The sequence below is a fragment of the Pseudomonas sp. F(2018) genome (assembly GCF_005508865.1).
GTDB lineage: Bacteria > Pseudomonadota > Gammaproteobacteria > Pseudomonadales > Pseudomonadaceae > Aquipseudomonas.
The window spans coordinates 610,336-632,463 of the sequence record NZ_SCOM01000002.1 but is presented as its reverse complement, the minus strand read 5'-3'; the positions used below and the strand labels follow the sequence as shown (position 1 = coordinate 632,463).

General features: G+C 64.6%; 24 protein-coding genes. 1 reads left to right on the top strand and 23 read right to left on the bottom strand.

All coding sequences use genetic code 11. From position 1 onward, the window contains the following. Positions 1-3: 3 nt before the first annotated feature. The 10 genes from motD to flhA all read right to left on the bottom strand — a co-directional run bounded on the left by motD (position 4) and on the right by flhA (position 11,456). Positions 4-888, bottom strand: coding sequence for a flagellar motor protein MotD (motD, locus tag FFS62_RS11035; protein WP_137972864.1), 885 nt, complete (start codon positions 886-888; stop codon positions 4-6). 14 nt (positions 889-902) lie between these two features. Continuing rightward, a complete protein-coding gene (locus FFS62_RS11030) occupies positions 903-1,643 on the bottom strand; it encodes a flagellar motor protein (RefSeq protein WP_137972863.1) in 741 nt (246 codons plus the stop codon). Then, positions 1,643-2,764, bottom strand: a complete 1,122-nt coding sequence (locus FFS62_RS11025; RefSeq protein ID WP_137972862.1) for a chemotaxis response regulator protein-glutamate methylesterase — start codon at positions 2,762-2,764, stop codon at positions 1,643-1,645. Before FFS62_RS11025 ends, FFS62_RS11030 begins: the two co-directional genes overlap by 1 nt. 39 nt (positions 2,765-2,803) lie before the next feature. Beyond that, positions 2,804-5,026, bottom strand: coding sequence for a chemotaxis protein CheA (locus FFS62_RS11020; RefSeq protein ID WP_137972861.1), 2,223 nt, complete (start codon positions 5,024-5,026; stop codon positions 2,804-2,806). 29 nt (positions 5,027-5,055) lie between these two features. Beyond that, positions 5,056-5,844, bottom strand: a complete 789-nt coding sequence (locus FFS62_RS11015; protein WP_137972860.1) for a protein phosphatase CheZ — start codon at positions 5,842-5,844, stop codon at positions 5,056-5,058. 19 nt (positions 5,845-5,863) lie between these two features. Beyond that, the gene (locus FFS62_RS11010) at positions 5,864-6,238 is read right to left on the bottom strand and encodes a chemotaxis response regulator CheY (RefSeq protein WP_171016308.1); all 375 of its coding nucleotides are present in this window, start codon (positions 6,236-6,238) and stop codon (positions 5,864-5,866) included. 83 nt (positions 6,239-6,321) lie between these two features. Beyond that, positions 6,322-7,068: an RNA polymerase sigma factor FliA gene (gene fliA / locus FFS62_RS11005; protein WP_137972859.1), complete on the bottom strand. Its 747-nt coding sequence runs from the start codon at positions 7,066-7,068 to the stop codon at positions 6,322-6,324. After that, entirely contained in the window at positions 7,065-7,898 is an 834-nt protein-coding gene (gene fleN, locus FFS62_RS11000; protein WP_137972858.1) for a flagellar synthesis regulator FleN, read from the bottom strand. The genes fliA and fleN overlap by 4 nt, the downstream gene beginning before the upstream one ends. A 96-nt stretch (positions 7,899-7,994) precedes the next feature. Then, the gene (flhF, locus tag FFS62_RS10995; protein WP_137972857.1) at positions 7,995-9,320 is read right to left on the bottom strand and encodes a flagellar biosynthesis protein FlhF; all 1,326 of its coding nucleotides are present in this window, start codon (positions 9,318-9,320) and stop codon (positions 7,995-7,997) included. 12 nt (positions 9,321-9,332) lie between these two features. Then, positions 9,333-11,456 carry a flagellar biosynthesis protein FlhA gene (gene flhA / locus FFS62_RS10990; protein ID WP_137973406.1) on the bottom strand — a complete coding sequence of 708 codons (2,124 nt, stop codon included), beginning with the start codon at positions 11,454-11,456 and terminating at the stop codon, positions 9,333-9,335. 181 nt (positions 11,457-11,637) lie between these two features. On the opposite strand from flhA, the gene sodC reads away from it, so the two are divergent. Next, complete coding sequence (gene sodC, locus FFS62_RS10985; protein WP_137972856.1) at positions 11,638-12,159, top strand: superoxide dismutase family protein; 522 nt, start codon at positions 11,638-11,640, stop codon at positions 12,157-12,159. A 4-nt stretch (positions 12,160-12,163) separates the two neighbouring features. On the opposite strand, the gene flhB is transcribed toward sodC, so the two are convergent. The 13 genes from flhB to fliJ form a co-directional block, all read right to left on the bottom strand. Then, positions 12,164-13,300: a flagellar biosynthesis protein FlhB gene (gene flhB / locus FFS62_RS10980; RefSeq protein ID WP_137972855.1), complete on the bottom strand. Its 1,137-nt coding sequence runs from the start codon at positions 13,298-13,300 to the stop codon at positions 12,164-12,166. A 12-nt stretch (positions 13,301-13,312) separates the two neighbouring features. Then, the gene (fliR, locus tag FFS62_RS10975) at positions 13,313-14,089 is read right to left on the bottom strand and encodes a flagellar biosynthetic protein FliR (protein WP_137972854.1); all 777 of its coding nucleotides are present in this window, start codon (positions 14,087-14,089) and stop codon (positions 13,313-13,315) included. Further along, positions 14,089-14,358 (bottom strand): flagellar biosynthesis protein FliQ, encoded by a 270-nt coding sequence (gene fliQ / locus FFS62_RS10970; protein WP_137972853.1) that lies wholly within the window; start codon positions 14,356-14,358, stop codon positions 14,089-14,091. The genes fliR and fliQ overlap by 1 nt, the downstream gene beginning before the upstream one ends. 11 nt (positions 14,359-14,369) lie before the next feature. Then, complete coding sequence (fliP, locus tag FFS62_RS10965; RefSeq protein WP_137972852.1) at positions 14,370-15,125, bottom strand: flagellar type III secretion system pore protein FliP; 756 nt, start codon at positions 15,123-15,125, stop codon at positions 14,370-14,372. Continuing rightward, positions 15,122-15,562, bottom strand: a complete 441-nt coding sequence (gene fliO, locus FFS62_RS10960) for a flagellar biosynthetic protein FliO (RefSeq protein ID WP_171016307.1) — start codon at positions 15,560-15,562, stop codon at positions 15,122-15,124. The genes fliP and fliO overlap by 4 nt, the downstream gene beginning before the upstream one ends. Positions 15,563-15,566: 4 nt before the next feature. Beyond that, positions 15,567-16,043, bottom strand: coding sequence for a flagellar motor switch protein FliN (gene fliN, locus FFS62_RS10955; RefSeq protein WP_137972850.1), 477 nt, complete (start codon positions 16,041-16,043; stop codon positions 15,567-15,569). 85 nt (positions 16,044-16,128) lie between these two features. After that, on the bottom strand, positions 16,129-17,100 hold the full coding sequence (gene fliM / locus FFS62_RS10950) for a flagellar motor switch protein FliM (RefSeq protein ID WP_137972849.1): 972 nt from the start codon (positions 17,098-17,100) through the stop codon (positions 16,129-16,131). 12 nt (positions 17,101-17,112) lie between these two features. Continuing rightward, positions 17,113-17,649 carry a flagellar basal body-associated protein FliL gene (gene fliL / locus FFS62_RS10945; protein ID WP_137972848.1) on the bottom strand — a complete coding sequence of 179 codons (537 nt, stop codon included), beginning with the start codon at positions 17,647-17,649 and terminating at the stop codon, positions 17,113-17,115. A 209-nt stretch (positions 17,650-17,858) separates the two neighbouring features. Then, on the bottom strand, positions 17,859-19,151 hold the full coding sequence (locus tag FFS62_RS10940; RefSeq protein ID WP_137972847.1) for a flagellar hook-length control protein FliK: 1,293 nt from the start codon (positions 19,149-19,151) through the stop codon (positions 17,859-17,861). Positions 19,152-19,221: 70 nt separating this feature from the next. Further along, a complete protein-coding gene (locus tag FFS62_RS10935) occupies positions 19,222-19,572 on the bottom strand; it encodes an Hpt domain-containing protein (RefSeq protein ID WP_137972846.1) in 351 nt (116 codons plus the stop codon). Between the two features lie 29 nt (positions 19,573-19,601). Further along, a complete protein-coding gene (locus FFS62_RS10930) occupies positions 19,602-21,296 on the bottom strand; it encodes a fused response regulator/phosphatase (protein WP_137972845.1) in 1,695 nt (564 codons plus the stop codon). Between the two features lie 5 nt (positions 21,297-21,301). Continuing rightward, complete coding sequence (locus FFS62_RS10925) at positions 21,302-21,607, bottom strand: STAS domain-containing protein (RefSeq protein WP_137972844.1); 306 nt, start codon at positions 21,605-21,607, stop codon at positions 21,302-21,304. A 70-nt stretch (positions 21,608-21,677) separates the two neighbouring features. Beyond that, a complete protein-coding gene (gene fliJ, locus FFS62_RS10920) occupies positions 21,678-22,127 on the bottom strand; it encodes a flagellar export protein FliJ (RefSeq protein ID WP_137972843.1) in 450 nt (149 codons plus the stop codon). Position 22,128: the final 1 nt, after the last annotated feature.

The following is a 22,128-nucleotide window of genomic DNA, read 5'->3' as shown; positions in this document are numbered from 1 at the left end:
GCCTCAGGGTGCGGGCGTCGGAATATTGGCGGAACCGCTTACCGGTGCCGCCTGTGGCTGTGCCGGTGCAGGTTGCGTGCCAGCCCGCCTCAGGGCGGCATCGGGCTTGGCATTGCCGCTGCCCACGCCGCTGACGCTGCGGCGCACATCCAGGTTGCGCGAGATCACCAGCACCACGCGACGATTGCGCGAACGCCCCTCGTCAGTGGCATTGTCGGCCACCGGCTGGAATTCGCCATAGCCGACCGCCGCCAGACGTCCGGGATTGACTCCGTCCATCGCCAGCATCCGCACTATGCTGGCCGCCCGCGCCGTGGAAAGTTCCCAGTTGCTGGGGTACTGGGCAGTGCTGATCGGCAGATTGTCGGTGAAGCCTTCGACGTGGATCGGGTTCTCGTAGGGCGCGAGGATCTTCGCCACCTTCTCGATCAGGGTGAAGGCCATTTCGTTGGGCACCGCATCGCCGCTGGGGAACAGCAGACTGGAATTCAGCTCGATCTCTACCCAAAGTTCGTTGCCGCGCACAGTCAGCTGCTCGGAGGCGATCAGGTCGCCGAAGGCATCGCGCATGCTGCTGGCGATCTTCTGCAGCGGATCGCTGGAGTCTTCGCTGGAGGTGCTGCTGTTGGGGTTGTCCTCGATCATCGAGCGATCGGGTTCGGTGGTCCGCGGCTTCTCGTCACCGATGGGAATCGGCTTGATCGCGCGCTCCGGCTCGCTGAACACGCCGACCAGGCTTTCCGAGAGCACCTTGTACTTGCCCTCGTTGACCGAGGAAATCGAGTACATCACCACGAAGAAGGCGAACAGCAGGGTGATGAAGTCCGCGTAGGACACCAGCCAACGCTCGTGATTCTCGTGTTCCTCGTGGTGGCGCCGCCGGGCCATGTCGGTCTACCCCGTCAGTCCATGAAGCCTTGCAGCTTCAACTCGATGGAGCGCGGATTCTCGCCCTCAGCGATGGAGAGGATGCCCTCCAGGAGCATTTCGCGGTAACGCGACTGACGCGCCGCGATCGACTTGAGCTTGTTACCAATCGGCAACAGCAGCAGGTTGGCGAAGGCCACGCCGTAGATGGTGGCGACGAACGCCACGGCGATGCCGGCGCCCAGCTTGCTGGGGTCGGCCAGGTTGCCCATAACGTGGATCAGGCCCATCACCGCACCGATGATGCCGATGGTCGGCGCATAGCCACCCATGCTTTCGAACACCTTGGCCGCCTGGATATCGCGCCCTTCCTGAGTGTACAGGTCGACCTCAAGGATGCTGCGAATGGCTTCCGGCTCGGCACCGTCCACCAGCAGCTGCAGGCCCTTGCGGGCATAGGGATCCGGCTCTGCATCGGCGACCGGTTCGAGGCCGAGCAGTCCCTCCTTGCGCGCCACCATGCTCCAGCCGACCACGCTGGCAATGCCGCCGGCCAGGTCGACGCGCGGCGGGAAGACGATCCAGCGCAGGATGACCAGGGAACGCTTGAACACGCTCATCGGCGCCTGCAGAAACGCCGCACCGAGAGTACCGCCGATCACGATCAGCGCCGCCGGGCCGTTGAGCAGTGCCCCGGCATGGCCGCCTTCCAGGTAGTTGCCGCCCAGAATGGCGACGAACGCCAGGATGATCCCGATGAGGCTCAGTACATCCATCAGATACAGGCCTCGGCCAGGTGCCGGCCGATATCGTCCAGCCCGTACACGGCGTCGGCCAGGTTGGCCTTCACTACCGCCATGGGCATGCCATAGATCACGCAGCTGGCTTCGTCCTGGGCCCACACCTGGCTGCCGCCCTGCTTGAGCAGGCGCGCGCCTTCGCGGCCATCGGCGCCCATGCCGGTGAGCACCACGGCGAGCACCTTGTCGCTGAACGACTTGGCGGCGGAGCCGAAGGTGATATCGACGCAGGGCTTGTAGTTCAGGCGCTCGTCGCCCGGGAGGATGCGCACAGAGCCGCGCGGGTCGACCATCATCTGCTTGCCGCCGGGAGCTAGCAGGGCGAGGCCTGGGCGCAACAGATCGCCGTCCTCGGCTTCCTTGACGGTAATCCGGCACAGCTTGTCCAGGCGCTCGGCAAAGGCCTTGGTGAAGGCCGCCGGCATGTGCTGGATCAACACGATGGGCGCCGGGAAATTGGCCGGCAGCTGGGTCAGCACCCGCTGCAGGGCGACCGGGCCGCCGGTGGACGTGCCGATGGCGACCAGCTTGTAGGATTTACGCTTTGGGGCGCCACCACTGGGCGCCGCCGGTGCAGGAGCCGCGCTCGGCCGGCTGGCGGCCGGCGCAGGTGCGGCAGGCGCCGGACGCGCCGAGGCGCTGGACGTGCTGCTGGCAGGCGCCGCGCTGGGTGGTGCGCTGAAGGTGCTGTAGCGGCGGTTGCTGCGGGCGATGGTATGTACCTTCTCGCACAGCATGGCCTTGACCTTCTCGGGGTTGCGCGAGATGTCTTCGAAGTTCTTCGGCAGGTAGTCGACCGCACCGGCATCCAGCGCATCGAGGGTGACACGAGCGCCCTCGTGGGTCAGCGAGGAGAACATCAGTACCGGCGTCGGACAGCGCTGCATGATGTTCCGCACGGCCGTGATGCCGTCCATCATCGGCATTTCGTAGTCCATGGTGATCACGTCCGGCTTCAGTGCCAGGGCCTGATCGATGGCCTCGCGGCCGTTGGTGGCGGTACCGACCACCTGGATATCGGGGTCGGCGGAGAGAATCTCCGAGACCCGGCGGCGGAAGAAGCCGGAATCATCCACCACCAGGACCTTGACTGCCATAAACACTCCAGAGCGACTGGCCGGGCCAGCCGCGATCAATCAGATGCGACGCGCGTAGCGCTTGAGCATGCTCGGCACGTCGAGGATCAGGGCGATGCGCCCGTCACCGGTAATGGTAGCGCCAGACATGCCGGGCGTGCCCTGCAGCATCTTGCCGAGCGGCTTGATCACCACCTCTTCCTGGCCCACCAGCTGATCGACCACGAAGCCGATGCGCTGGCTGCCCACGGTGAGGATCACCACATGCCCCTCGCGCTGCTCCTCGCTGGAGGCGCCATTGACCAGCCAGCGCTTGAGGTAGAACAGCGGCAGTGCCTTGTCGCGCACTATCACCACTTCCTGGCCGTCCACCACGTTGGTGCGCGACAGGTCGAGGTGGAAGATCTCGTTGACGTTGACCAGTGGGAAGGCAAAGGCCTGGTTGGCCAGCATCACCATCAGGGTCGGCATGATCGCCAGGGTCAGCGGCACCTTGATAATGATCTTCGAGCCCTGGCCCTTGGCCGAGTGCACGTTGATGATACCGTTGAGCTGGGAGATCTTGGTCTTCACCACGTCCATGCCGACGCCGCGGCCGGACACGTCGGAAATCTCGGTCTTGGTCGAGAAGCCGGGGGCGAAGATCAGGTTGTAGCACTCGGTCTCGCTCAGGCGATCGGCCGCGTCCTTGTCCAGCAGGCCCTTCTCCACCGCCTTGGCGCGGAGGATTTCCGGATCCATGCCTTTGCCGTCGTCGGAGATCGACAGCAGGATATGGTCGCCTTCCTGTTCGGCGGACAGTACCACTCGCCCACCGCGCGCCTTGCCTGCGGCTTCGCGCTCGTCCGGCCCCTCGATGCCGTGGTCGACGGCGTTGCGCACCAAGTGCACCAGCGGGTCGGCCAGGGCCTCGACCAGGTTCTTGTCGAGGTCGGTCTCTTCGCCGACCAGCTCCAGATTGATCTCTTTCTTCAGGTTGCGCGCCAGATCGCGGACCAGGCGCGGGAAGCGCCCGAAGACCTTCTTGATCGGCTGCATGCGGGTCTTCATCACCGAGGTCTGCAGATCGGCGGTGACCACGTCGAGGTTGGACACGGCCTTGGCCATGGCCTCGTCGCCGCTGTTCAGGCCCAAGCGCACCAGGCGGTTACGCACCAGCACCAGCTCGCCGACCATGTTCATGATCTCGTCCAGGCGCGCGGTATCGACCCGCACCGTGGTTTCCGCCTCGCTGGCGGCACCGGCTGGCGCACCACCTGCGGCAGCTGCTGCTGGCGCAGGCGCCGCAGCGGCGGCCTTGGCCGGCTCGGGCTTGGCCGCCGGTTTGGCGGCAGGCTTGGCCGGTTCGGCCTTCTTCGGCTCCGCCCTCTTGGCGGCCGGGGCAGCGGCGGCAGGCTTGGCAGCCGGCGCGGTGCCCTCGTCGGGCCCGGTGAACTTGCCCTTGCCATGCAACTGATCGAGCAGTGCCTCGAACTCGTCGTCGGTGATCTCGTCGCCACCAGCAGCTGCGGGTGCGGCGGCTACCGGCTTGGGCGTAGGTGCCGGCTCTTCGGCGGAGAACTTGCCCTTGCCGTGCAGCTGGTCGAGCAGCGCTTCGAACTCGTCGTCGGTGATCTCGTCACCGCCGGCTGCCGGCGCAGGAGCGGCAGGCTTAACCGAAACGGCAGGAGCCTCGTCCGCAGCGAATTTGCCTTTGCCATGCAACTGGTCGAGCAGCGCTTCGAATTCGTCGTCGGTGATTTCGTCGCCACCGGCGGCCGGCGCGGGCGCTTCTGCCGGCTGATCGCCGATGGCATCCAGGAGCTGTTCGAACTCGCTGTCGGAGATGTCTTCATCGGCGGCCGCTTCCGGCTCCGGCTCCGGCTCGGCCGCGGCGACCAGTTCGTCGGCGCTCTCCGGCTCGGCCAGGCGCGACAGCGCGGCCAGCAGCTCGGGAGTCGCGGGAGTCACTTCAGTACGCTCGCGCACCTGGCTGAACATTTCGTTGACCGAGTCCAGCGCCTGCAGCACCACGTCCATCAGCTCAGCGGTAACACGACGCTCACCCTTGCGCAGGATGTCGAACACGTTCTCCGCAATGTGGCAGCACTCCACCAGCTCGTTCAGCTGGAGGAAGCCCGCGCCACCCTTGACGGTGTGGAAACCACGGAAAATCGCATTGAGCAGGTCCATGTCATCGGGTCGGCTTTCCAGCTCGACCAGTTGCTCGGACAGCAACTCAAGAATTTCGCCGGCCTCTACCAGGAAGTCCTGGAGGATTTCTTCATCGGCGTCGAAGCTCATCGGTGCGCTCCAAAGGCTCTGTTAGAGCCTTAAAATCCAAGGCTGGACAGCAGATCGTCGACGTCGTCCTGACTGGACGCCACGTCCTCACGCTTATCGGCATGAATCTGCGGACCTTCACCCTTGGAAGGCTCTTTTTGTTGTTCTTGCTCGGCGCGGAGCACAGCATGGTCGTGTTCGATGCCGGCGAAACGGTCGACGTGGCTGGCCATGAGCACCAGCTTGAGCAGATTGCTTTCCACTTCGGTGACCAGCTGGGTCACGCGCTTGATCACTTGCCCGGTGAGGTCCTGGAAGTCCTGCGCCAGCAGGATGTCGTTCAGGTGGCCGGACAGTTTCTGGCTGTCGCGCTCGCTGCGGGCGAGGTACAGCTCGATGCGTTTAGCCAGGTCGCGGAAGGCCTCGGCGCCCATCTCGCGGCGCATGAACTTGCCCCATTCGGCCGACAGGCTCTGCGCCTCGTCGCCCAGGTCGTTGACCAGCGGTGCGCTCTGCTCGACCAGGTCCATGGTGCGATTGGCCGCCTTCTCGGTCATTTTGACCACGTAGGACAGACGCTCGGTGGCATCGGAGATCTGCGAGATTTCCTGGGCGCCCGGCATGTGCGGGTCGATCTGGAAATTGACTATCGCGTTGTGCAGCTCGCGGGTGAGCTTGCCGACTTCCTGGTACAGGCCATGATCGCGCGCCTTGCTCAACTCATGGATCAGCTGTACCGCTTCGCCGAAACGGCCCTTCTCGAGACTGTCGACGAGTTGGGTAGCATGTGTCTTCAGGGTCGATTCGAGTTCGCCCAGGGTTGAATCATCGTTTGCCATAGCGCCCTCGCGGCAGACATCAGCCGTTAACCCGTTCGAAGATCTTCTCGATCTTCTCCTTAAGCACCTGGGCGGTGAACGGCTTGACCACATAGCCATTCACACCGGCCTGGGCGGCCTCGATGATCTGCTCGCGCTTGGCTTCCGCAGTCACCATCAGCACCGGCAGGGTCTTCAGGCGGTCGTCGGCGCGCACCGCGCGCAACAGGTCGATGCCGGTCATGCCGGGCATGTTCCAGTCGGTCACCAGGAAGTCGAAGCTACCGCTCTGCAGCATGGGCAGAGCGGTGTTGCCGTCGTCGGCCTCCGCGGTGTTGGTGAACCCCAGATCACGCAGGAGGTTCTTGATGATCCGTCGCATCGTCGAAAAATCGTCAACGATGAGGATTTTCATGTTCTTGTCCAAGTCGACCTCCGTACAGTCCTAAACGCCTCCGGCAGCCCGGTAGCGTCGCAAATCATGAAACCGGCTAGCCGTCAGCTGGCCCGCCACTCGCCCAACCTGGACCGCAGACGTGCGGCGCATTGGCTGTGCAACTGGCTGACCCGGGATTCGCTGACCCCCAGGACTTCGCCGATTTCCTTCAAATTCAGTTCTTCGTCGTAGTACAGCGACAGCACCAGGCGCTCGCGCTCCGGCAGGTTGGCGATGGCATCGGCCAGGGCCGCCTGGAAGCGTTCATCTTCCAGACCATGCAGGGGCCCTCCGTGACTGCTGCTGACATCCTCGTGCAGACCGCCGCTCTCGCCGTCCTGAACCAGGTCGTCGAAGCTGAACAGGCGGCTGCCCAGAGTGTCGCCAAGGATGCCGTAGTAATCCTCGAGACTCAATTGGAGTTCGGCCGCAACCTCTTGATCTTTAGCGTCTCTTCCGGTGCGCGCCTCGATTGCCCGAATCGCGTCGCTGACCATGCGGGTATTGCGGTGTACCGAACGCGGCGCCCAGTCGCCCTTGCGCACCTCGTCCAGCATGGCGCCGCGGATGCGGATGCCGGCGTAGGTTTCGAAGCTGGCGCCCTTGCTGCCGTCGTATTTTTTCGAAGCTTCCAGTAGACCGATCATGCCCGCCTGGATCAGGTCGTCGACCTGCACGCTGGCCGGCAAGCGTGCCAGCAGGTGATAGGCGATGCGCTTGACCAGGGGCGCGTAGCGCTCGATCAATTGGTGCTGGGAATCCTGCGCCTGCGCCTTGTTGTACATGCGTAGTCCACTGGCTGCTGTCATACGGCCGTACCCGCGATCGGTTGCTGCACCAGACGCTCGACGAAGAACTCCAGATGGCCGCGCGGGTTGGCCGGCAGCGGCCAGGTGTCGACTTTCTGGGCGATCGCCTTGAACGCCAGTGCGCATTTCGAGCGCGGGAAGGCTTCGTATACCGCGCGCTGCTTCTGCACGGCCTTGCGTACGGACTCGTCGTAGGGCACTGCCCCGACGTATTGCAAAGCCACATCGAGAAAACGGTCGGTTACCTTGGTCAGCTTAGCAAACAGATTGCGCCCTTCCTGCGGCGTGTGGGCCATGTTGGCCAGCACGCGAAAGCGGCTCATGCCGTAGTCGCGATTGAGCAGCTTGATCAGCGCATAGGCGTCGGTGATCGAGGTCGGCTCGTCGCAGACCACCACGATGACTTCCTGCGCCGCGCGCACGAAGCTGACCACGCCGTCGCCGATGCCGGCGGCGGTGTCGATGACCAGGACATCGAGGTTGTCGCTGATGTCGCTGAAGGCCTGGATCAGGCCGGCATGCTGCACCGGCGACAACTGCACCATGCTCTGCGTGCCCGAGGCGGCCGGCACGATGCGTACGCCGCCGGGGCCTTGGATCAGCACATCTTTGAGATCGCACTCGCCGGCGATCACGTCGGCCAGGGTGCGTTTGGCGGTCAGGCCGAGCAGGACGTCGACGTTGGCCAGGCCCAGGTCGGCGTCCATCAGCATGACTCGGCGACCGAGGTCGGCCAGCGCCAGCGACAGATTCACCGACACATTGGTCTTGCCGACACCGCCCTTGCCGCCTGTGACTGCGATCACCTGTACGGGATGCATACTACCCATGTTCTTCTCTTACCTTGACTTGCCTGGACTGGGCTGGTCGGGCAACCACACCGACCCTTTCCTAACACTAGAACGCCTTGCACGCTGCCGCCTGCCTTACCCCACGCGGCGCGCCGGGTGGTGGTACAGGCCGGCGAACATATCCGCCATGGCCTCCTCGCTCGGATCTTCGGCGGTCTGCAGGCTCACAGCGCGGCTCACCAGCTGATGGCTGCGCGGCACCTGCAGATCGTCCGGAATCTTCGGCCCATCTGCCAGATAGGCTACCGGTAGATGCTGGCTGATAGCCAGCCCCAGAACTTCACCCAGGTTGGCGGCTTCATCGACCTTGCTCAGGATGCACCCGGCCAGGCCGCACTGCTTGTAGCTGTGATAGGCGGCCTTGAGCACCTGAGCCTGGCTGGTAGCGGCCAGCACCAGATAGTTTTTCGATTTGACCCCACGCGCGGCCAGACTCTCCAACTGCAGACGCAGAGCCGGATCGTTGCCTGGTAGGCCGGCGGTATCGATCAGCACGACCTTCTTGCGCGCCAGTGGGGCCAGGGCCTGGACCAGGGACTGGCCGGGGTCGACCTGGGTCACCGGTACGTTGAGGATGCGGCCGAGGGTCTTGATCTGCTCCTGGGCGCCGATGCGGAAGCTGTCCATGCTGACCAGGGCGATGCTCTGCGGGCCATATTTCAGCACGTAGCGCGCCGCCATCTTGGCCAGAGTGGTGGTCTTGCCCATGCCGGCCGGGCCGACCAGGGCGATCACACCGCCCTCTTCCAGCGGCTCCACTTCGGGCGTCTTGATCGCGTGAGCCAGGTGGGCCAGCAGCATGCGCCAGGCCTGGCGCGGCTCGGCGACCTTGGCCACGCGCTCCAGCAGCGCCTTGGACAGCTCGGCGGACAGGCCCATGCGCTGCAGGCGGCGCCACAGGTTGGCCTGTTGCGGCTTGCGATTCTGCAGCTGGCCCCAGGCGATGGAGCCCAGCTGTACTTCGATCAACTCGCGCAGGCCATGCAGCTCGAAGCGCATGGCATCCAGGGCGCGCTGATCCACCGCAGCGGCAGCCGGCTTGATGGCGGGCTGTGCGGCAGCCACCGGGCGCTGGGCCTTGACGGCGGTGGCCGGCAGCTCCGGGGCGACCAGCGATTCGTTGGCGAACAGCTGGCGGTCCTTGCGCTCGTCGGCCACGGTGCGAATGGTCAGTTCGGCCTGGGCATTGGCGATCTTCGCCTGGGTCTTGCGCAGCTCGGCTTCCAGCGCCGGGTTGGCCTGACGCGCCGGGGCAGTCGGCTGGTAGTCCAGGGCAGCGGTCAGCTCCACGCCACCGGCCACACGGCGATTGCCGATGATGGAGGCATCGGCGCCCAGCTCATCACGCACCAGTTTCATGGCGGTACGCATATCGGCGGCGAAGAAGCGTTTGACTTGCATGGCTTAGAACCCTCAGTTCTGGCCGACCGTAGCAACGATCGTGACCTGCTTGTTATCCGGTATTTCCTGGTAGGCCAGTACGTGCATGGCCGGTACGGCGAGCCGCGCGAATCGCGAGAGCATCGCCCGGACCGGACCGGCCACCAGCAGGATCACCGGTTTGCCGAGCATTTCCTGGCGCTGCGCCGCTTCCACCAGAGAGCGTTGCAGCTTCTCGGCCATGCCGGGCTCGAGGAGGATGCCATCCTCGGAGCCCTGACCGGCCTTCTGCAGGCTATTGAGCAATAACTGTTCCAACCTGGGTTCCAGAGTGATCACAGGCAGCTCCGGCTCTAGTCCCACAATGCTTTGCACGATTGCGCGGGAAAGCGCGACGCGAACCGCGGCCACCATCGCGGCGGGATCTTGACTCTTGCCGGCCACGTTGGAGATGGCCTCGGCGATGCTGCGAATGTCGCGTACCGGCACCTGCTCCTGCAGCAGGGTCTGCAGCACCTTGAGCAGGGTCGACAGCGAGACCATGCCCGGCACCAGCTCCTCGGCCAGCTTCGGCGAGCTCTTGGCCAGCAGCTGCATCAATTGCTGGACCTCTTCGTGGCCAAGCAGTTCATGGGCATGCTTGTGCAGGACCTGGTTGAGGTGGGTGGCGACCACGGTGCTGGCGTCCACCACCGTGTAGCCGAGCGACTGCGCCTGGTCGCGCTGGGTCGGATCGATCCACACCGCTTCCAGGCCGAACGCCGGATCCTTGGCGGCGATGCCGTTGAGGGTGCCGAACACCTGGCCGGGATTGATCGCCAGCTCGCGTTCCGGATACACCTCGGCCTCGGCCACGCTGACGCCCATCAGGGTCAAACGGTAGGCGTTGGGCAACAGGTCGAGGTTGTCGCGGATATGCACGGATGGCATCAGGAAGCCCATTTCCTGGGACAGCTTCTTGCGCACGCCCTTGATCCGCGCCAGCAGCTGGCCACCCTGGTTGCGGTCGACCAGCGGGATCAGGCGATAACCCACTTCCAGGCCGACCATGTCCACCGGGGTCACGTCATCCCAGCCCAGCTCCTTGACCTCCTGGGCCTTCTGCGCCGGCAGCAGCTCCTGCTGGCGCTGGACTTCCTTGACGGCGTCCTCCTTGGTCTTGCGCTGCTTGTGCGCGATCCAGTAGGCCGCGCCGGCCGCCACCAGGCCGAGGCTGATGAAGGAAAAGTGCGGCATGCCCGGCACCAGGCCCATGGCGATCATGATCGCCGACGACACGGCCAAAGCCTTGGGCGAGGCGAACATCTGCCGGCTGACCTGGGCGCCCATGTCTTCCGAGGTCGAAACGCGGGTCACCATGATCGCCGCGGCGGTAGACAACAGCAGCGAAGGAATCTGCGCCACCAGGCCGTCACCGATGGTCAGCAGGGTGTAGATGCGCCCGGCCTCGGCAAAGGCCAGGTCGTGCTGCAGCACACCGATGGCCATGCCACCGATCAGGTTGATGAACAGGATCAGCAGGCCGGCGACGGCGTCGCCACGAACGAACTTCGAGGCACCGTCCATCGAACCGTAGAAGTCGGCCTCCTGGGCCACCTCGACGCGGCGCTTCTTGGCCTCGGACTGGTCGATCAGGCCGGCGTTGAGGTCGGCGTCGATGGCCATCTGCTTGCCGGGCATGGCGTCCAAAGTGAAACGTGCGCTCACCTCGGAGATGCGCCCGGCGCCCTTGGTGACCACCACGAAGTTGATGATCATCAAGATGGCGAACACCACGGCACCGACCACGTAGTTGCCGCCGATCACCACCTCGCCGAAGGCCTGGATCACCTTGCCCGCGGCGTCGTGGCCCTCTTGGCCGTGCAACAGCACCACCCGCGTCGAGGCCACGTTCAGCGCCAGGCGCAGCAGGGTCGCGGCCAGCAGCACGGTGGGGAATACGGCGAAGTCCAGTGGCCGCAGGGAGTAGATGGCCACCAGCAGAACCACGATGGACAGGGCGATGCTGAAGGTGAACAGCACGTCGAGCAGGAACGGCGGAATCGGCAGCATGACCATGGCGAGCATGACCAGCAGCAGCAGCGGAATGCCCAGATTGCCGTGGCGCAACCCCGCCAGGTTGCTGCGTACATCACCGATGAGTTGCGCCCGATCCACTGCCACTTGATTACCCCAGCCAGTTCAATCTTTTGACGCGAAAGGCGCCACGGGCAGGTCAGAGCAAGAACCCGGCCAGATTTTCCAGGCTGTTGAAAAACAAGGGCTTACATCCGAAACAGGAAACCCTGGCAGCGCCTGGCAGTCACAAGTTCTCCAACCACCTATCAGGAGAACCGCTATGCGCCAATGGACCCTCGCCGCCCTGCTCGTCGCGGCCGGCAGCGTACAGGCCGCCCCGCTCACCATTGCGCTCCACGCCGTGGATGCCAAAGGCACCGGCCAGCAGGTCGGCACGGTCAAGGTCGAGCAGAGCCGCTATGGCCTGGTATTCACCCCTGCCCTGTCCGGCCTGGCACCGGGCATTCATGGCTTCCACCTGCATACCAACCCGGATTGCGCGCCCGGCAGCAAGGACGGCCAACCCTCGGCCGCCGAAATGGCCGGCGGCCACTGGGATCCGGATGGCGCCGGCAAGCACGGCACGCCATGGCAGGACGACGGCCATCGTGGCGACCTGCCAGCTCTGTATGTGGACGCCAACGGTAGCGCCGGGCAGCCGGTGCTGGCGCCGCGCCTGAAGAGCCTGGACGAGCTCAAGGGCCATGCTTTGATGATCCACGCCGGCGGTGACAACCATGCCGACCATCCCAAGCCACTGGGCGGCGGTGGTGTACGCGTGGCCTGTGGCGTGATCGAGTGACGCGTCACTCGTCGCGACGCAGGTCCGGCGGGATGGGCAGATTCGACAGCGGCGCCGGACGCTTGCCCTTGCCGGAGCGGAACTGCTTGAGCTGGTAGACGTAGGCCAGTACCTGGGCCACCGCCAGGTACAGGCCGGCGGGAATCTCCTGGTCCACTTCGGTGGAATAGAACACCGCCCGCGCCAGGGCCGGCGATTCGAGCAGGGTGACCTTGTGCTCCTGGGCGATCTCGCGGATCTTCAGCGCCAGGAAGTCGCCGCCCTTGGCCAGCAGCATCGGCGCATTGCCCTTGGCCGGGTCGTACTTCAGCGCCACGGCGAAGTGGGTCGGGTTGGTGATCACCACGTCGGCCTCGGGCACCTGCTGCATCATCCGCCGCTCGGCCATCTGCCGCTGCAACTGGCGGATCTTCGACTTGACCTCGGGCTTGCCCTCGCTGTCCTTGTACTCGTCGCGGACTTCCTGCTTGGTCATCATCAGCTTCTGCTTGGTGTCCCAGAGCTGGAACGGCACATCCACGGCGGCGATCAGGATCAGCCCGCAGGCCATCCACAGCAGGCTCCAGCCGGTCACCTGCATGGCATGCAGGATCGCCGACTCGACCGACTCGTTGGCGATGGCCAGCAGGTCGTCCTGGTCCGATTTGAGCACCGCCAGGGCCACCATCAGGATGATCACGAACTTGGCCAGGGCCTTGAGCAACTCCACAAGGGCCTTGGTGGAGAACATACGCTTGAGCCCTTCCAGCGGGTTCATCCGGCTGAACTTAGGCTGCAGCGCCTCGGCGGAGAACAGCCAGCCACCCAGCGCCACGGGGCCGATGACAGAAGCAATGAGCATCACGACAAAGAATGACTGCAGCGCCAGCAGAGCCTCGAACCCTGTAGCGACCAGCTGGCGGGCCATGGAGCCGTCGTCCAGTAGTACCTCTCGCGGCAGAGAGAAGTTGCCGCGCATCGTGCCCAGCAACACTTGGCCTATGTCTGCACCGTAAATCAGCAGCGCCGCGGCGCCGCCGAAGGTCACCGCCAAGGTGCCAAGCTCCTTGGAGCGAGCTATCTGGCCTTTCTTGCGCGCCTCTTCCAGGCGCTTGCCAGTGGGTTCCTCGCTCTTGTCAGCGCCGCTTTCGCTCTCAGCCATCGCAGAGCCTCCTCAGCGTACGCGCGCCAGTTCGCGCAGTTGTTGCAGAGCCTCGCTGGTGAGCGTCTGAAAATGCGCGAGGAAGTCTGAAAGCCCTATCCAGAAAATCAGCAGGCCCATAACCAGGGTCAAGGGGAAGCCGATGGAAAAGATGTTCAACTGTGGCGCCGCTCGGGTCATCACACCGAAGGCTAGGTTGATGATCAACAGCGCGGTAACTACTGGCAGCGCGATCAACAGGCCTGCGGCAATCACCCAGGTCAGCTTGCCGGCCATCGTCCAGTAGTGATCCAGCAGCAGGCCCTCGCCAACCGGCAGAGTGACGAAGCTTTCCGCCAGCACCTCGAACACCACCAGGTGGCCATTCATGGCCAGGAATAGCAGGGTCACAAGCATCAGCAGGAACTGGCCCAGCACCGGTACCGACACGCCGTTGGCCGGATCGACCATAGACGCGAAGCCCAGGCCCATCTGCGTGGCAATCAGTTGCCCAGCAACCGTGAAGAGGTGGAAGTACAACTGCAGAATGAAGCCGAACATCACCCCGACCAGCACCTGCTCGCCGATCAGCAGCATGGACTGCAAGCTCACGGCGTCCACCTGTGGCATCGGCGGCAGGTTCGGCGCCAGCACCAGGCAGATCGCCAGGGACAGGTACAGGCGCACCCGCATCGGCACCAGCTGGGTGCCGATCACCGGCATGACCATCAGCATGGAGGCGATGCGGAACAGCGGCAGGAGGTACTGGCCCACCCAGCCGCCGATCTGCATGTTGGTCAGCTCGAGCATCAGCCGATCAACAGCGGAATGTTCTGTATCAGCGTCTGGGTGTACTCCATCAGCTCGCGCACCAGCCAGGGGCCGGCCCACATCAGCGTCAGCAGCATCACCAGCAGGCGCGGAACGAAGCTCAGGGTCTGTTCGTTGATCTGCGTGGCGGCCTGGAACATCGCCACCAGCAGGCCCACTAGCAAGCTCGGCAGCACCAGCAGGCCGACGATCAGGGCGGTCAGCCAGAGCGATTCGCGAAACAGGTCGACGGCGACTTCGGGGGTCATCTGCGCGTCCTCTATAACGTGCCGAAACTGCCGGCCAGGGTGCCCATGATCAGCGCCCAGCCATCGATCAGGACGAACAGCATGATCTTGAACGGCAGGGAAATAATCAGCGGCGACAGCATCATCATGCCCATGGCCATGAGGATGCTCGCCACCACCATGTCGATGATCAGGAACGGGATGAAGATCATGAAACCGATCTGGAACGCGGTCTTCAGCTCCGAGGTGACGAAGGCCGGGATCAGGATGGTCAGCGGCGCCTGCTCAGGCGAGGCGATGTCGGTGCGCTTGGACAGACGCACGAACAGCTCCAGGTCGGAGGCACGGGTCTGTGCCAGCATGAACTCCTTGATCGGTACCTCGGCCTTGGCGATGGCCTGCTGGGCCGGCAGCTGCTCGTTGAGGTAGGGCTGCAGGGCGTCCTGGTTAATCTTGTCGAACACCGGGGCCATGATGAACATGGTCAGGAACAGGGCCAGGCCGATGAGGATCTGGTTCGACGGTGTCTGCTGCAGGCCCAGGGCCTGACGCAGGATGGAGAACACGATGATGATCCGGGTGAAGCTGGTCATCAGCATGACGAACGCCGGGATGAAGCTCAGCGCCGTCATGATCAGCAGGATCTGCAGGCTGACCGAGTACTCCTGCTGCCCTTCGGCGTTGGTGCTCAGGGTGATGGCGGGAATCGACAGCGGATCGTCGGCACCGAACGCCAGCGGGGCGGCGATGACCAGCAACAGCGTCAGCAGAATGCGCCAGGCGCTCATTCCTTGTGGTCCTTCTGGTCCTTGCCGAGCAGCTCCATCAGGCGCTGGGCGAACTCGGGCGTGGCGGGCTCGGCAGTTTCGAGGCTCACCGGCTCCTTGAGCACGTGCAGCGGCGTGATGCGGCCGGCAGTTAGGCCGAGCAGCACCTGCTCGCCACCAACCTGTACCAGCAACAGGCGATCACGCGGGCCGAGGGCCTGGCTGGCCACCAGCTTGATCGCCTGGTTGCCACGCGGGCCGATCTGCTGCACCCGGCGCATCACCCAGGCCAGAGCGAAGATCAGGCCGATCACCAGCAACAGGCCGAGCAGCAGCTGCGCCAGCTGGCTGCCGATGTCGCTGCTGGCCATGGGTGTGGTCACCGCCTTGGCGACCGGTTCGGCGGCCAGCGCCGTCAAGGGTGCCAGCAGGAAGAGGCTGCAGAGTGCGCGCATCATCGCCTCAGCGCAGCTTCTTGATGCGTTCGCTGGGGCTGATCACATCGGTCAGGCGAATGCCGAACTTCTCGTTGACCACCACTACTTCGCCGTGGGCAATCAGGGTGCCGTTGACCAGCACGTCCAGCGGCTCGCCGGCCAGACGGTCCAGCTCCACCACCGAGCCCTGGTTGAGCTGCAGCAGGTTGCGGATGCTGATCTCGGTGCTGCCCACTTCCATGGAGATGGACACCGGAATATCGAGGATCACGTCCAGGTTCGGCCCATCCAGCGACACGGGACCGTTGCCAGGCTTGGGCGCGGCACCGAACTCCTCCATGGCCATGCGCGGTGCGGCCGGAGCCGCGGCGCCAGCACCCTGGTTCATCAGCGCATCGATGTCCGCCTGGCCGGCGTCATCACCGGCCTCGGCGAGGGCTGCGGCCCACTCGTCGGCCAGGGCCTGCTCTTCTGGGCTGGTGCCTTCGTTTTCGTCTGCCATCGCTCTACCTCGGCTGGCTGTTTATCTGAGGGCTGGCCGGGCTGCAAGCCCGACCGGCTGGGTTAACGACCCGGGGCACCACGCCTTAGCGCAGGCGCTCTACGGGCTCGAGAATCTGCAGGGCCAGGTTGCCCTTGTGGGCACCCAGCTTGACCTTGAATGCCGGCACGCCATTGGCGCGCATGATCATCTGTTCCGGCAGCTCCACCGGAATCACGTCGCCGGGCTGCATGTGCAGAATGTCGCGCAGCTTGAGTTCGCGACGCGCCAGGGTAGCGCCAAGCGGCACGTTGACGTCGAGGATGTCCTCGCGCAGGGCCTTGATCCAGCGCTCGTCCTGATCGTCGACATCGGACTGGAAACCGGCGTCGAGCATCTCGCGGATGGGCTCGATCATCGAATAGGGCATGGTGATGTGCAGATCGCCGCCACCACCGTCCAGTTCGATATGGAAGGTGGACACCACCACCACTTCGCTGGGGCTGACGATGTTGGCCAGGGCCGGGTTCACTTCCGAGTTCATGTACTCGAAGTTGACGTCCATCACCGCGTGCCAGGCTTCCTTGAGATCGACGAAGGCCTGGTCGATGACCATGCGCACCACGCGCAGCTCGGTCGGGGTGAACTCACGGCCCTCGATCTTGGCGTGGCGGCCGTCGCCGCCGAAGAAATTGTCCACCAGCTTGAACACAAGCTTGGCGTCGAGGATAAACAAGGCGGTGCCGCGCAACGGCTTCATTTTCACCAAGTTGAGGCTGGTCGGCACGTACAGCGAGTGCACGTATTCGCCGAACTTCATCACCTGCACCCCGCCCACCGCCACATCGGCGGAGCGGCGCAGCAGGTTGAACATGCTGATGCGGGTGTAGCGGGCGAAGCGCTCGTTGATCATCTCCAGGGTCGGCATGCGTCCGCGGACGATGCGATCCTGGCTGGTCAGGTCGTAATTCTTGACGCTGCCGGGGTCGGCATCGGCCTCGGTCTCGACCAGGCCATCGTCGACGCCATGCAGCAGCGCATCGATCTCATCCTGTGACAGCAGGTCTTGTACGGCCATGCGGGGCTCCTGCTACTGCAGCACGATGTTGGTGAACAGTACCTGTTCGACCACGGTTTTACCGGTTTCTTTCTGCGCCACTTCCTGCACCACGGCGGTCGCCTGGCTGCGCAGCATTTCCTTGCCGACCGGCGTCATCAGCGCGCCGAAGTCCTGGCCGGAGAACAGCATCACCAGGCGGTTGCGGATCAGCGGCATATGCACCTTGAGGGCGTCCAGCTCGGCCTGGTTGCGCGCCATCAGCGCCACGCTGACCTGCATGTAGCGCGCCCTGCCCTGGTGTTTGTAGTTGGCGATAAAGGCCGGAGCGATGCTCTCGTACAGCGCCGGCTGCTTGACCGGGGCCGCGCTTTCGCTGGTTTCCTCGGCCGGCTTGTCTTCTTCCGCACCCTTGTCCTTGCCGAGCAGGAACCAGGTCGCGCCCACGGACACCCCAATCGCCAGCAGCAATGCCACCACGATCAGGATGATGAGTTTGAGCTTGCCCTTGCCACCGGCTTTTTCGCCGCCTTCGGCTGCCGGGGGTTTAGGAGCTGGTTTCTTTGCCATGCCAAAAATCCGTCACTATTCAGTGTTTTGTCCCTGGTCAAGGGCTTAGGAGCAAGTGTTATGCCATCTTGTAAACAAGATAGCCGCTATCGCCCCGCCCGACACAGGCAGCCGATATACCAAGGCAACGACCGCCTGTCACCCGAAAACGACTGCGCCCGGTGCTTTATCGGCACCGGGCGCAGGATATTGCGGGGCTTGGCGAAGCGTCAGGCGTAGTAATCCACCAGGCCACGCGACGCGGCAGACGACTGGCCGCGCAGTTCGCTGACGCCGCTCAGCACCTCTTCATCGCCGCCGCCCATGCCACGACCGCCGGAATGCCTGCGCCCCTCCTCTCCGCCGCCCTGGGAACTACGGGCCATGGACTGGTCGGAGACATTGACGTCCAGCTGGTTCATGCCCTGCTGGGCGAACAATTCGCGCAGACGATGGACCTGGCCTTCCAGCTGGTCACGCACGCTGGCGTTGGCGCTGATGAAAGTGACCTGGGCCGCCTGGTCCTTGTTCAACTCGATGCGCACTTCCATGCGTCCCAGCTCGGCGGGGTCGAGTTGGATCTCGGCCGACTTGAGGTTCTGGCTGGACAGCCACATCACCTTGTCGACCACCGCCTCGCTCATGCCGGGATGGTTCACCTGTACCGGCTGGCCGGGCACCAGCGGCAGGCGCTGCACGTTGTTCTGCTGGTTGATGGCTTGGCTCAAGGCGCTGAGCTTGCTGGCGAAGGCCTCGGCACGTGCGTCAGCTTGGCTTTCGCGAACGCTGGACAGAGAACTGTCCAGCCCTTCGACGAGCAGCTCGCCCTCCAGCCCCTCGGTCGATGTCTCCTCGCTGGGCACGGCATCGCCGGAGAAGGCGGCCAGGGCATTGGCGAAGCCCTGGCTGGCATTGGCCGACTTCTCCGCGGCTACCGCTCCAGGGCTCAACTGCTGCTGTGCGGCAGCCTTCTCCTGCGCGCCCATTTCAAGCGCCAGTTTCACCGCCGGCAGGCTGTTGAGCATGTCCAGTTCGGGATCGTGACTGGCTTCGGTCATGGTCGCCGGCGCGGCGCTGGCCACGGTCGGCGTGGTCGCCTGCAACAGAGGATCGCCCCCCTCGACCGGAACCTCGCCCTGGGCAGCCAGCGGATCGACCGTCTCGGCCGTCGGCAGCTGGCCCGTCATGGCCATCAGCAGCAACGGATCGACACCCTCCTCGCCGCCCTCGGCCGACTCCTCCGGCAAGGCATTGCCGCTTTCGGCAACGACCGGCTGTTCGGCGGCAGGCTCGGCCGTCGCCTCGTCTGCCGGCTTGGCCTCGGCAGAGCGCTCCTCGGCGGCCTTGGCGCTGGCCTCCTTGCGCTCTGCGGCCTTGCTCTGACGCTCCTTGGCGTAGACCTCGGCGAAGCTGGAGGCCTCGTTGTTGCGGGGTTCAGGGGTATTGGTCGGGGCTTTGGCCGCAGGTGTCTTCGGCCGCACTTCGGGCGCGGACTGAAGGAGAAAGTCGGGTGCAACGGACATGGGTACTCTCCGTTAGTGAGGGATCGTACCGGTGATAGAGCAAGGGCCGGGCCAACTTTGCCCGACGTACTCAGCGATAGCGTTGGCGCTCGGACTTGAGCAGGATGCGCACGATGGCAAACTCGCGACCGATCTGCTCGATCAGTGCCGGCGCCTCGTCCAGTCGCTCGCGACGGGCGGCCTCTTCCAGGTTCTTGCACAGGCCGGCCAGCAGCGTGGCGCCCATGTTGCTGCAGCTCCCCTTGAAGCTGTGGGCGGCCAGGCGCAGGGCCTGGGCGTCTTCGGCGGCCATGGCCTCGTGGATATGGCGCTGGCGCTCCTCAGAGTCGAGCAGGAAGGTATCCAGCAGCACGGGGTATTCCTCCCCCATGACATCCAGCAGGGAAGCCAGCACGCTCTGATCGAGATGGGAATCGGACACCAGCTCACTCCATGATCGGGAAGCGCCGATTATGCCTGAGCCACCCAGCGAAACTCCACGATGGCGCCACGCCCGTCGGGCGACCACTGGCACCGGTCGGCAAGTTGGCAGATCAGGCGCAGGCCACGCCCGCTGAGGCTGTCGCAGTCGCGCTGCCGATCCAGGGCACGGCTTACGTCGAAACCAGCGCCGCTGTCCTGCACATGGATGCGCAGGCAGCCACCACCGGCCTCCGGCAACAGCTCCAGGTCGAAGCGCACGAAGCCCTCCTGCAGCGTCAGCAGGCGCTGGCTGCGCTCACGATAGTACTGGGCGAAGCCCTGGGCATCGGACTTGAGTTTGGAGTCCAGGCCCAGCACACCATGCTCCAGGGCGTTGGAATACAACTCGGCCATCACCGTGTACAGCGCACCGCCCTGGGCACGCAGGCCACGCACCTCCATCAGCAACTGGAGCAGGAACGGCAGAGGGTTGAAGCGTTTGAGCGCCTCGGCGCGGAATTCGAAGCTGGCCGACCAGTCCAGCGGGCTGCTCTGGCCACTGTCGGAGAAGGCCAGCGGCGGGCGACTGAGCACGGAGTCGTCGACCATGCTCAGCTCGATCATGCTGACGTCGTCCTGGGCCTCGCCACGGAACGCCGTCAGCGCCCGCTGGATCTCCTCGAACAGGCGCTCCGGCGGGTGACCACTGGTGAACACCTGCAACAGGCGCTCCTCGCCGAACAGCTGCTCGCTGGCGTCGCGGGTCTCCAGCACACCGTCGGAAAGCAGGAAGATGCGATCACCAGGCTGCAGCGGATGAACCTCATAGGCCTCGTTGAAGGACGCCGGGTCCAGCACGCCCAGCGGCAGGTGGCGCGATACCAGCGGCACCCGCTCGCCGCTGCTGACGCGCAGCAGGTGGCCATCCGGCAGGCCGCCATTCCACACCTCAACCACCCGGCGCTGGAAACTCAGGTTGAGCATGGTGGCGCAGCAGAACACTCCCACCGGCAGGATGCGCTTGAGCTTGGCATTCATCTCGCGAAGGATTTCCGCCATGGAAAAACCCTTGGCGGTCATGCCGTAGAACACCTCGGACAGCGGCATGGCCCCGATGGCCGCCGGCAGGCCGTGGCCGGTGAAGTCGCCGAGCAGCACATGCATGCCACCGGAGGGCTTGAACGCGGCCAGCAGCAGGTCACCGTTGAACAGGGCGAAGGGCGATTGCAGGTAGCGGATGTTCGCCGCGCTGAGGCAACCGGAGTGGGCCACCTTGTCGAACACCGCCTTGGCCACCCGCTGCTCGGTGAGCAGGTGCTCGTTGTGCTTGGCGATCAGGTCGCGCTGTTCCAGCACCGTCTTCTGCAGGCGGCGCAGGCGGTCCATGGCGCTGATCTTGGCCTGCAGGATGACCTGGTTGTAGGGCTTGGCGAGGAAGTCGTCACCGACCTCCAGACAGCGCACCAGCGCTTCGCTCTCGGTCAGCGAGGTGAGGAAGATGATCGGTACCAGCGCCTCGCCAGCCAGCTCCTTGATCCGTCGCGCCGCCTCGAAGCCGTCCATCACCGGCATCAGCGCGTCCATCAGCACCAGCTGCGGACGCTCCTGCTCGAACAGGCCGACCGCCTCCAAGCCGTTGCTGGCGGTGAGCACCCGATGCCCCTGACGGCTGACGATGGTGGACAGCAGCATCCTGTCCGCTGCGCTGTCCTCGGCGATCAGGATGGACAGGCGGTTGGGCATGGCGGTCAGCCGATCTGGAACAGCTGTTCGAAGTTGGAGATCGAGAGGATCTTGCGCACGTCCGGATTGCAGTTCACCAGGCTGATCCGCGCATGATCGCCGCCGGCGTGGTCACGCAGCAGCAGGAGCATGCCCAGGGCCGAGCTGTCCAGGTAGGTGGCGCCCTTGAGGTCCACCACGTAGCGCTTGGGAGTCGCGCTCACCCGCTCGTAGGCATCGCGAAATTCCTGGTGCGCAGAGAAATCGAAGCGTCCCTGGATGTGAATGGTCAGCTCCTGCCCGTCGCCCGAAGGTAGCGCGGTGATGGCCATGTAGCACTCCTTGTTGATTCTTATGCAAAGAGAAGATGTAGCACCCGCAAGTGACGGCGGCAACCGCGCGTCAATTCTGCTCGCGTTGCGGCAGGCGTTGCGACAGCTCGTCGAGCAGCTTCTGCTCGCGCTTGTCCTCGGCCGCACGCGCCTCGTCCAGGTAGCGTTGGACGAGCTTACGCAGACCTTCCACCCGCGTATAGCGCTGCTGCCAGGCGGCCCTGGCCTTGTTGAGGTTCTGCCGGTGCCAGTTGATGCTCTGCAGCTGCTGGCCGATGGCGGTTTCCAGCTGGCTGAGGAAACGCTGGTAGTTCATCAGCCATTGCCCGGACACGCCCTTGCTGCCTTCGCTGATCCACTGTTGCTGGTAATCGGCGCGGTAGCGCTCCAGTTCGCCCAGCTGCGCCTCGGCCTTGGCCAGTAGACCCTGCATATGCGCCATCTGGCGGGCCGCTTCGCGCTCGGCGCGCTCGGCCATCTCGACCACCGGCGCCAGGCGCGCGGCGCGGCTGTTGGCCATC

What these genes read in the sequence shown, in the direction of transcription:
- fliP (WP_137972852.1), bottom strand. Translation starts at nt 15,125, where the DNA reads ATGAGCGCCTGGCGCATTCTGCTGACGCTGTTGCTGGTCATCGCCGCC.
- motD (WP_137972864.1), bottom strand. Translation starts at nt 888, where the DNA reads ATGGCCCGGCGGCGCCACCACGAGGAACACGAGAATCACGAGCGTTGG.
- FFS62_RS11010 (WP_171016308.1), bottom strand. Translation starts at nt 6,238, where the DNA reads ATGAAAATCCTCATCGTTGACGATTTTTCGACGATGCGACGGATCATC.
- flhF (WP_137972857.1), bottom strand. Translation starts at nt 9,320, where the DNA reads ATGCAAGTCAAACGCTTCTTCGCCGCCGATATGCGTACCGCCATGAAA.
- sodC (WP_137972856.1), top strand. Translation starts at nt 11,638, where the DNA reads ATGCGCCAATGGACCCTCGCCGCCCTGCTCGTCGCGGCCGGCAGCGTA.
- fliO (WP_171016307.1), bottom strand. Translation starts at nt 15,562, where the DNA reads ATGATGCGCGCACTCTGCAGCCTCTTCCTGCTGGCACCCTTGACGGCG.
- fleN (WP_137972858.1), bottom strand. Translation starts at nt 7,898, where the DNA reads ATGGGTAGTATGCATCCCGTACAGGTGATCGCAGTCACAGGCGGCAAG.
- FFS62_RS11015 (WP_137972860.1), bottom strand. Translation starts at nt 5,844, where the DNA reads ATGGCAAACGATGATTCAACCCTGGGCGAACTCGAATCGACCCTGAAG.
- fliA (WP_137972859.1), bottom strand. Translation starts at nt 7,068, where the DNA reads ATGACAGCAGCCAGTGGACTACGCATGTACAACAAGGCGCAGGCGCAG.
- fliR (WP_137972854.1), bottom strand. Translation starts at nt 14,089, where the DNA reads ATGCTCGAGCTGACCAACATGCAGATCGGCGGCTGGGTGGGCCAGTAC.
- flhB (WP_137972855.1), bottom strand. Translation starts at nt 13,300, where the DNA reads ATGGCTGAGAGCGAAAGCGGCGCTGACAAGAGCGAGGAACCCACTGGC.
- fliJ (WP_137972843.1), bottom strand. Translation starts at nt 22,127, where the DNA reads ATGGCCAACAGCCGCGCCGCGCGCCTGGCGCCGGTGGTCGAGATGGCC.
- fliL (WP_137972848.1), bottom strand. Translation starts at nt 17,649, where the DNA reads ATGGCAAAGAAACCAGCTCCTAAACCCCCGGCAGCCGAAGGCGGCGAA.
- FFS62_RS10940 (WP_137972847.1), bottom strand. Translation starts at nt 19,151, where the DNA reads ATGTCCGTTGCACCCGACTTTCTCCTTCAGTCCGCGCCCGAAGTGCGG.
- FFS62_RS11030 (WP_137972863.1), bottom strand. Translation starts at nt 1,643, where the DNA reads ATGGATGTACTGAGCCTCATCGGGATCATCCTGGCGTTCGTCGCCATT.
- FFS62_RS11025 (WP_137972862.1), bottom strand. Translation starts at nt 2,764, where the DNA reads ATGGCAGTCAAGGTCCTGGTGGTGGATGATTCCGGCTTCTTCCGCCGC.
- fliN (WP_137972850.1), bottom strand. Translation starts at nt 16,043, where the DNA reads ATGGCAGACGAAAACGAAGGCACCAGCCCAGAAGAGCAGGCCCTGGCC.
- fliQ (WP_137972853.1), bottom strand. Translation starts at nt 14,358, where the DNA reads ATGACCCCCGAAGTCGCCGTCGACCTGTTTCGCGAATCGCTCTGGCTG.
- FFS62_RS11020 (WP_137972861.1), bottom strand. Translation starts at nt 5,026, where the DNA reads ATGAGCTTCGACGCCGATGAAGAAATCCTCCAGGACTTCCTGGTAGAG.
- FFS62_RS10925 (WP_137972844.1), bottom strand. Translation starts at nt 21,607, where the DNA reads ATGGCCATCACCGCGCTACCTTCGGGCGACGGGCAGGAGCTGACCATT.
- FFS62_RS10930 (WP_137972845.1), bottom strand. Translation starts at nt 21,296, where the DNA reads ATGCCCAACCGCCTGTCCATCCTGATCGCCGAGGACAGCGCAGCGGAC.
- fliM (WP_137972849.1), bottom strand. Translation starts at nt 17,100, where the DNA reads ATGGCCGTACAAGACCTGCTGTCACAGGATGAGATCGATGCGCTGCTG.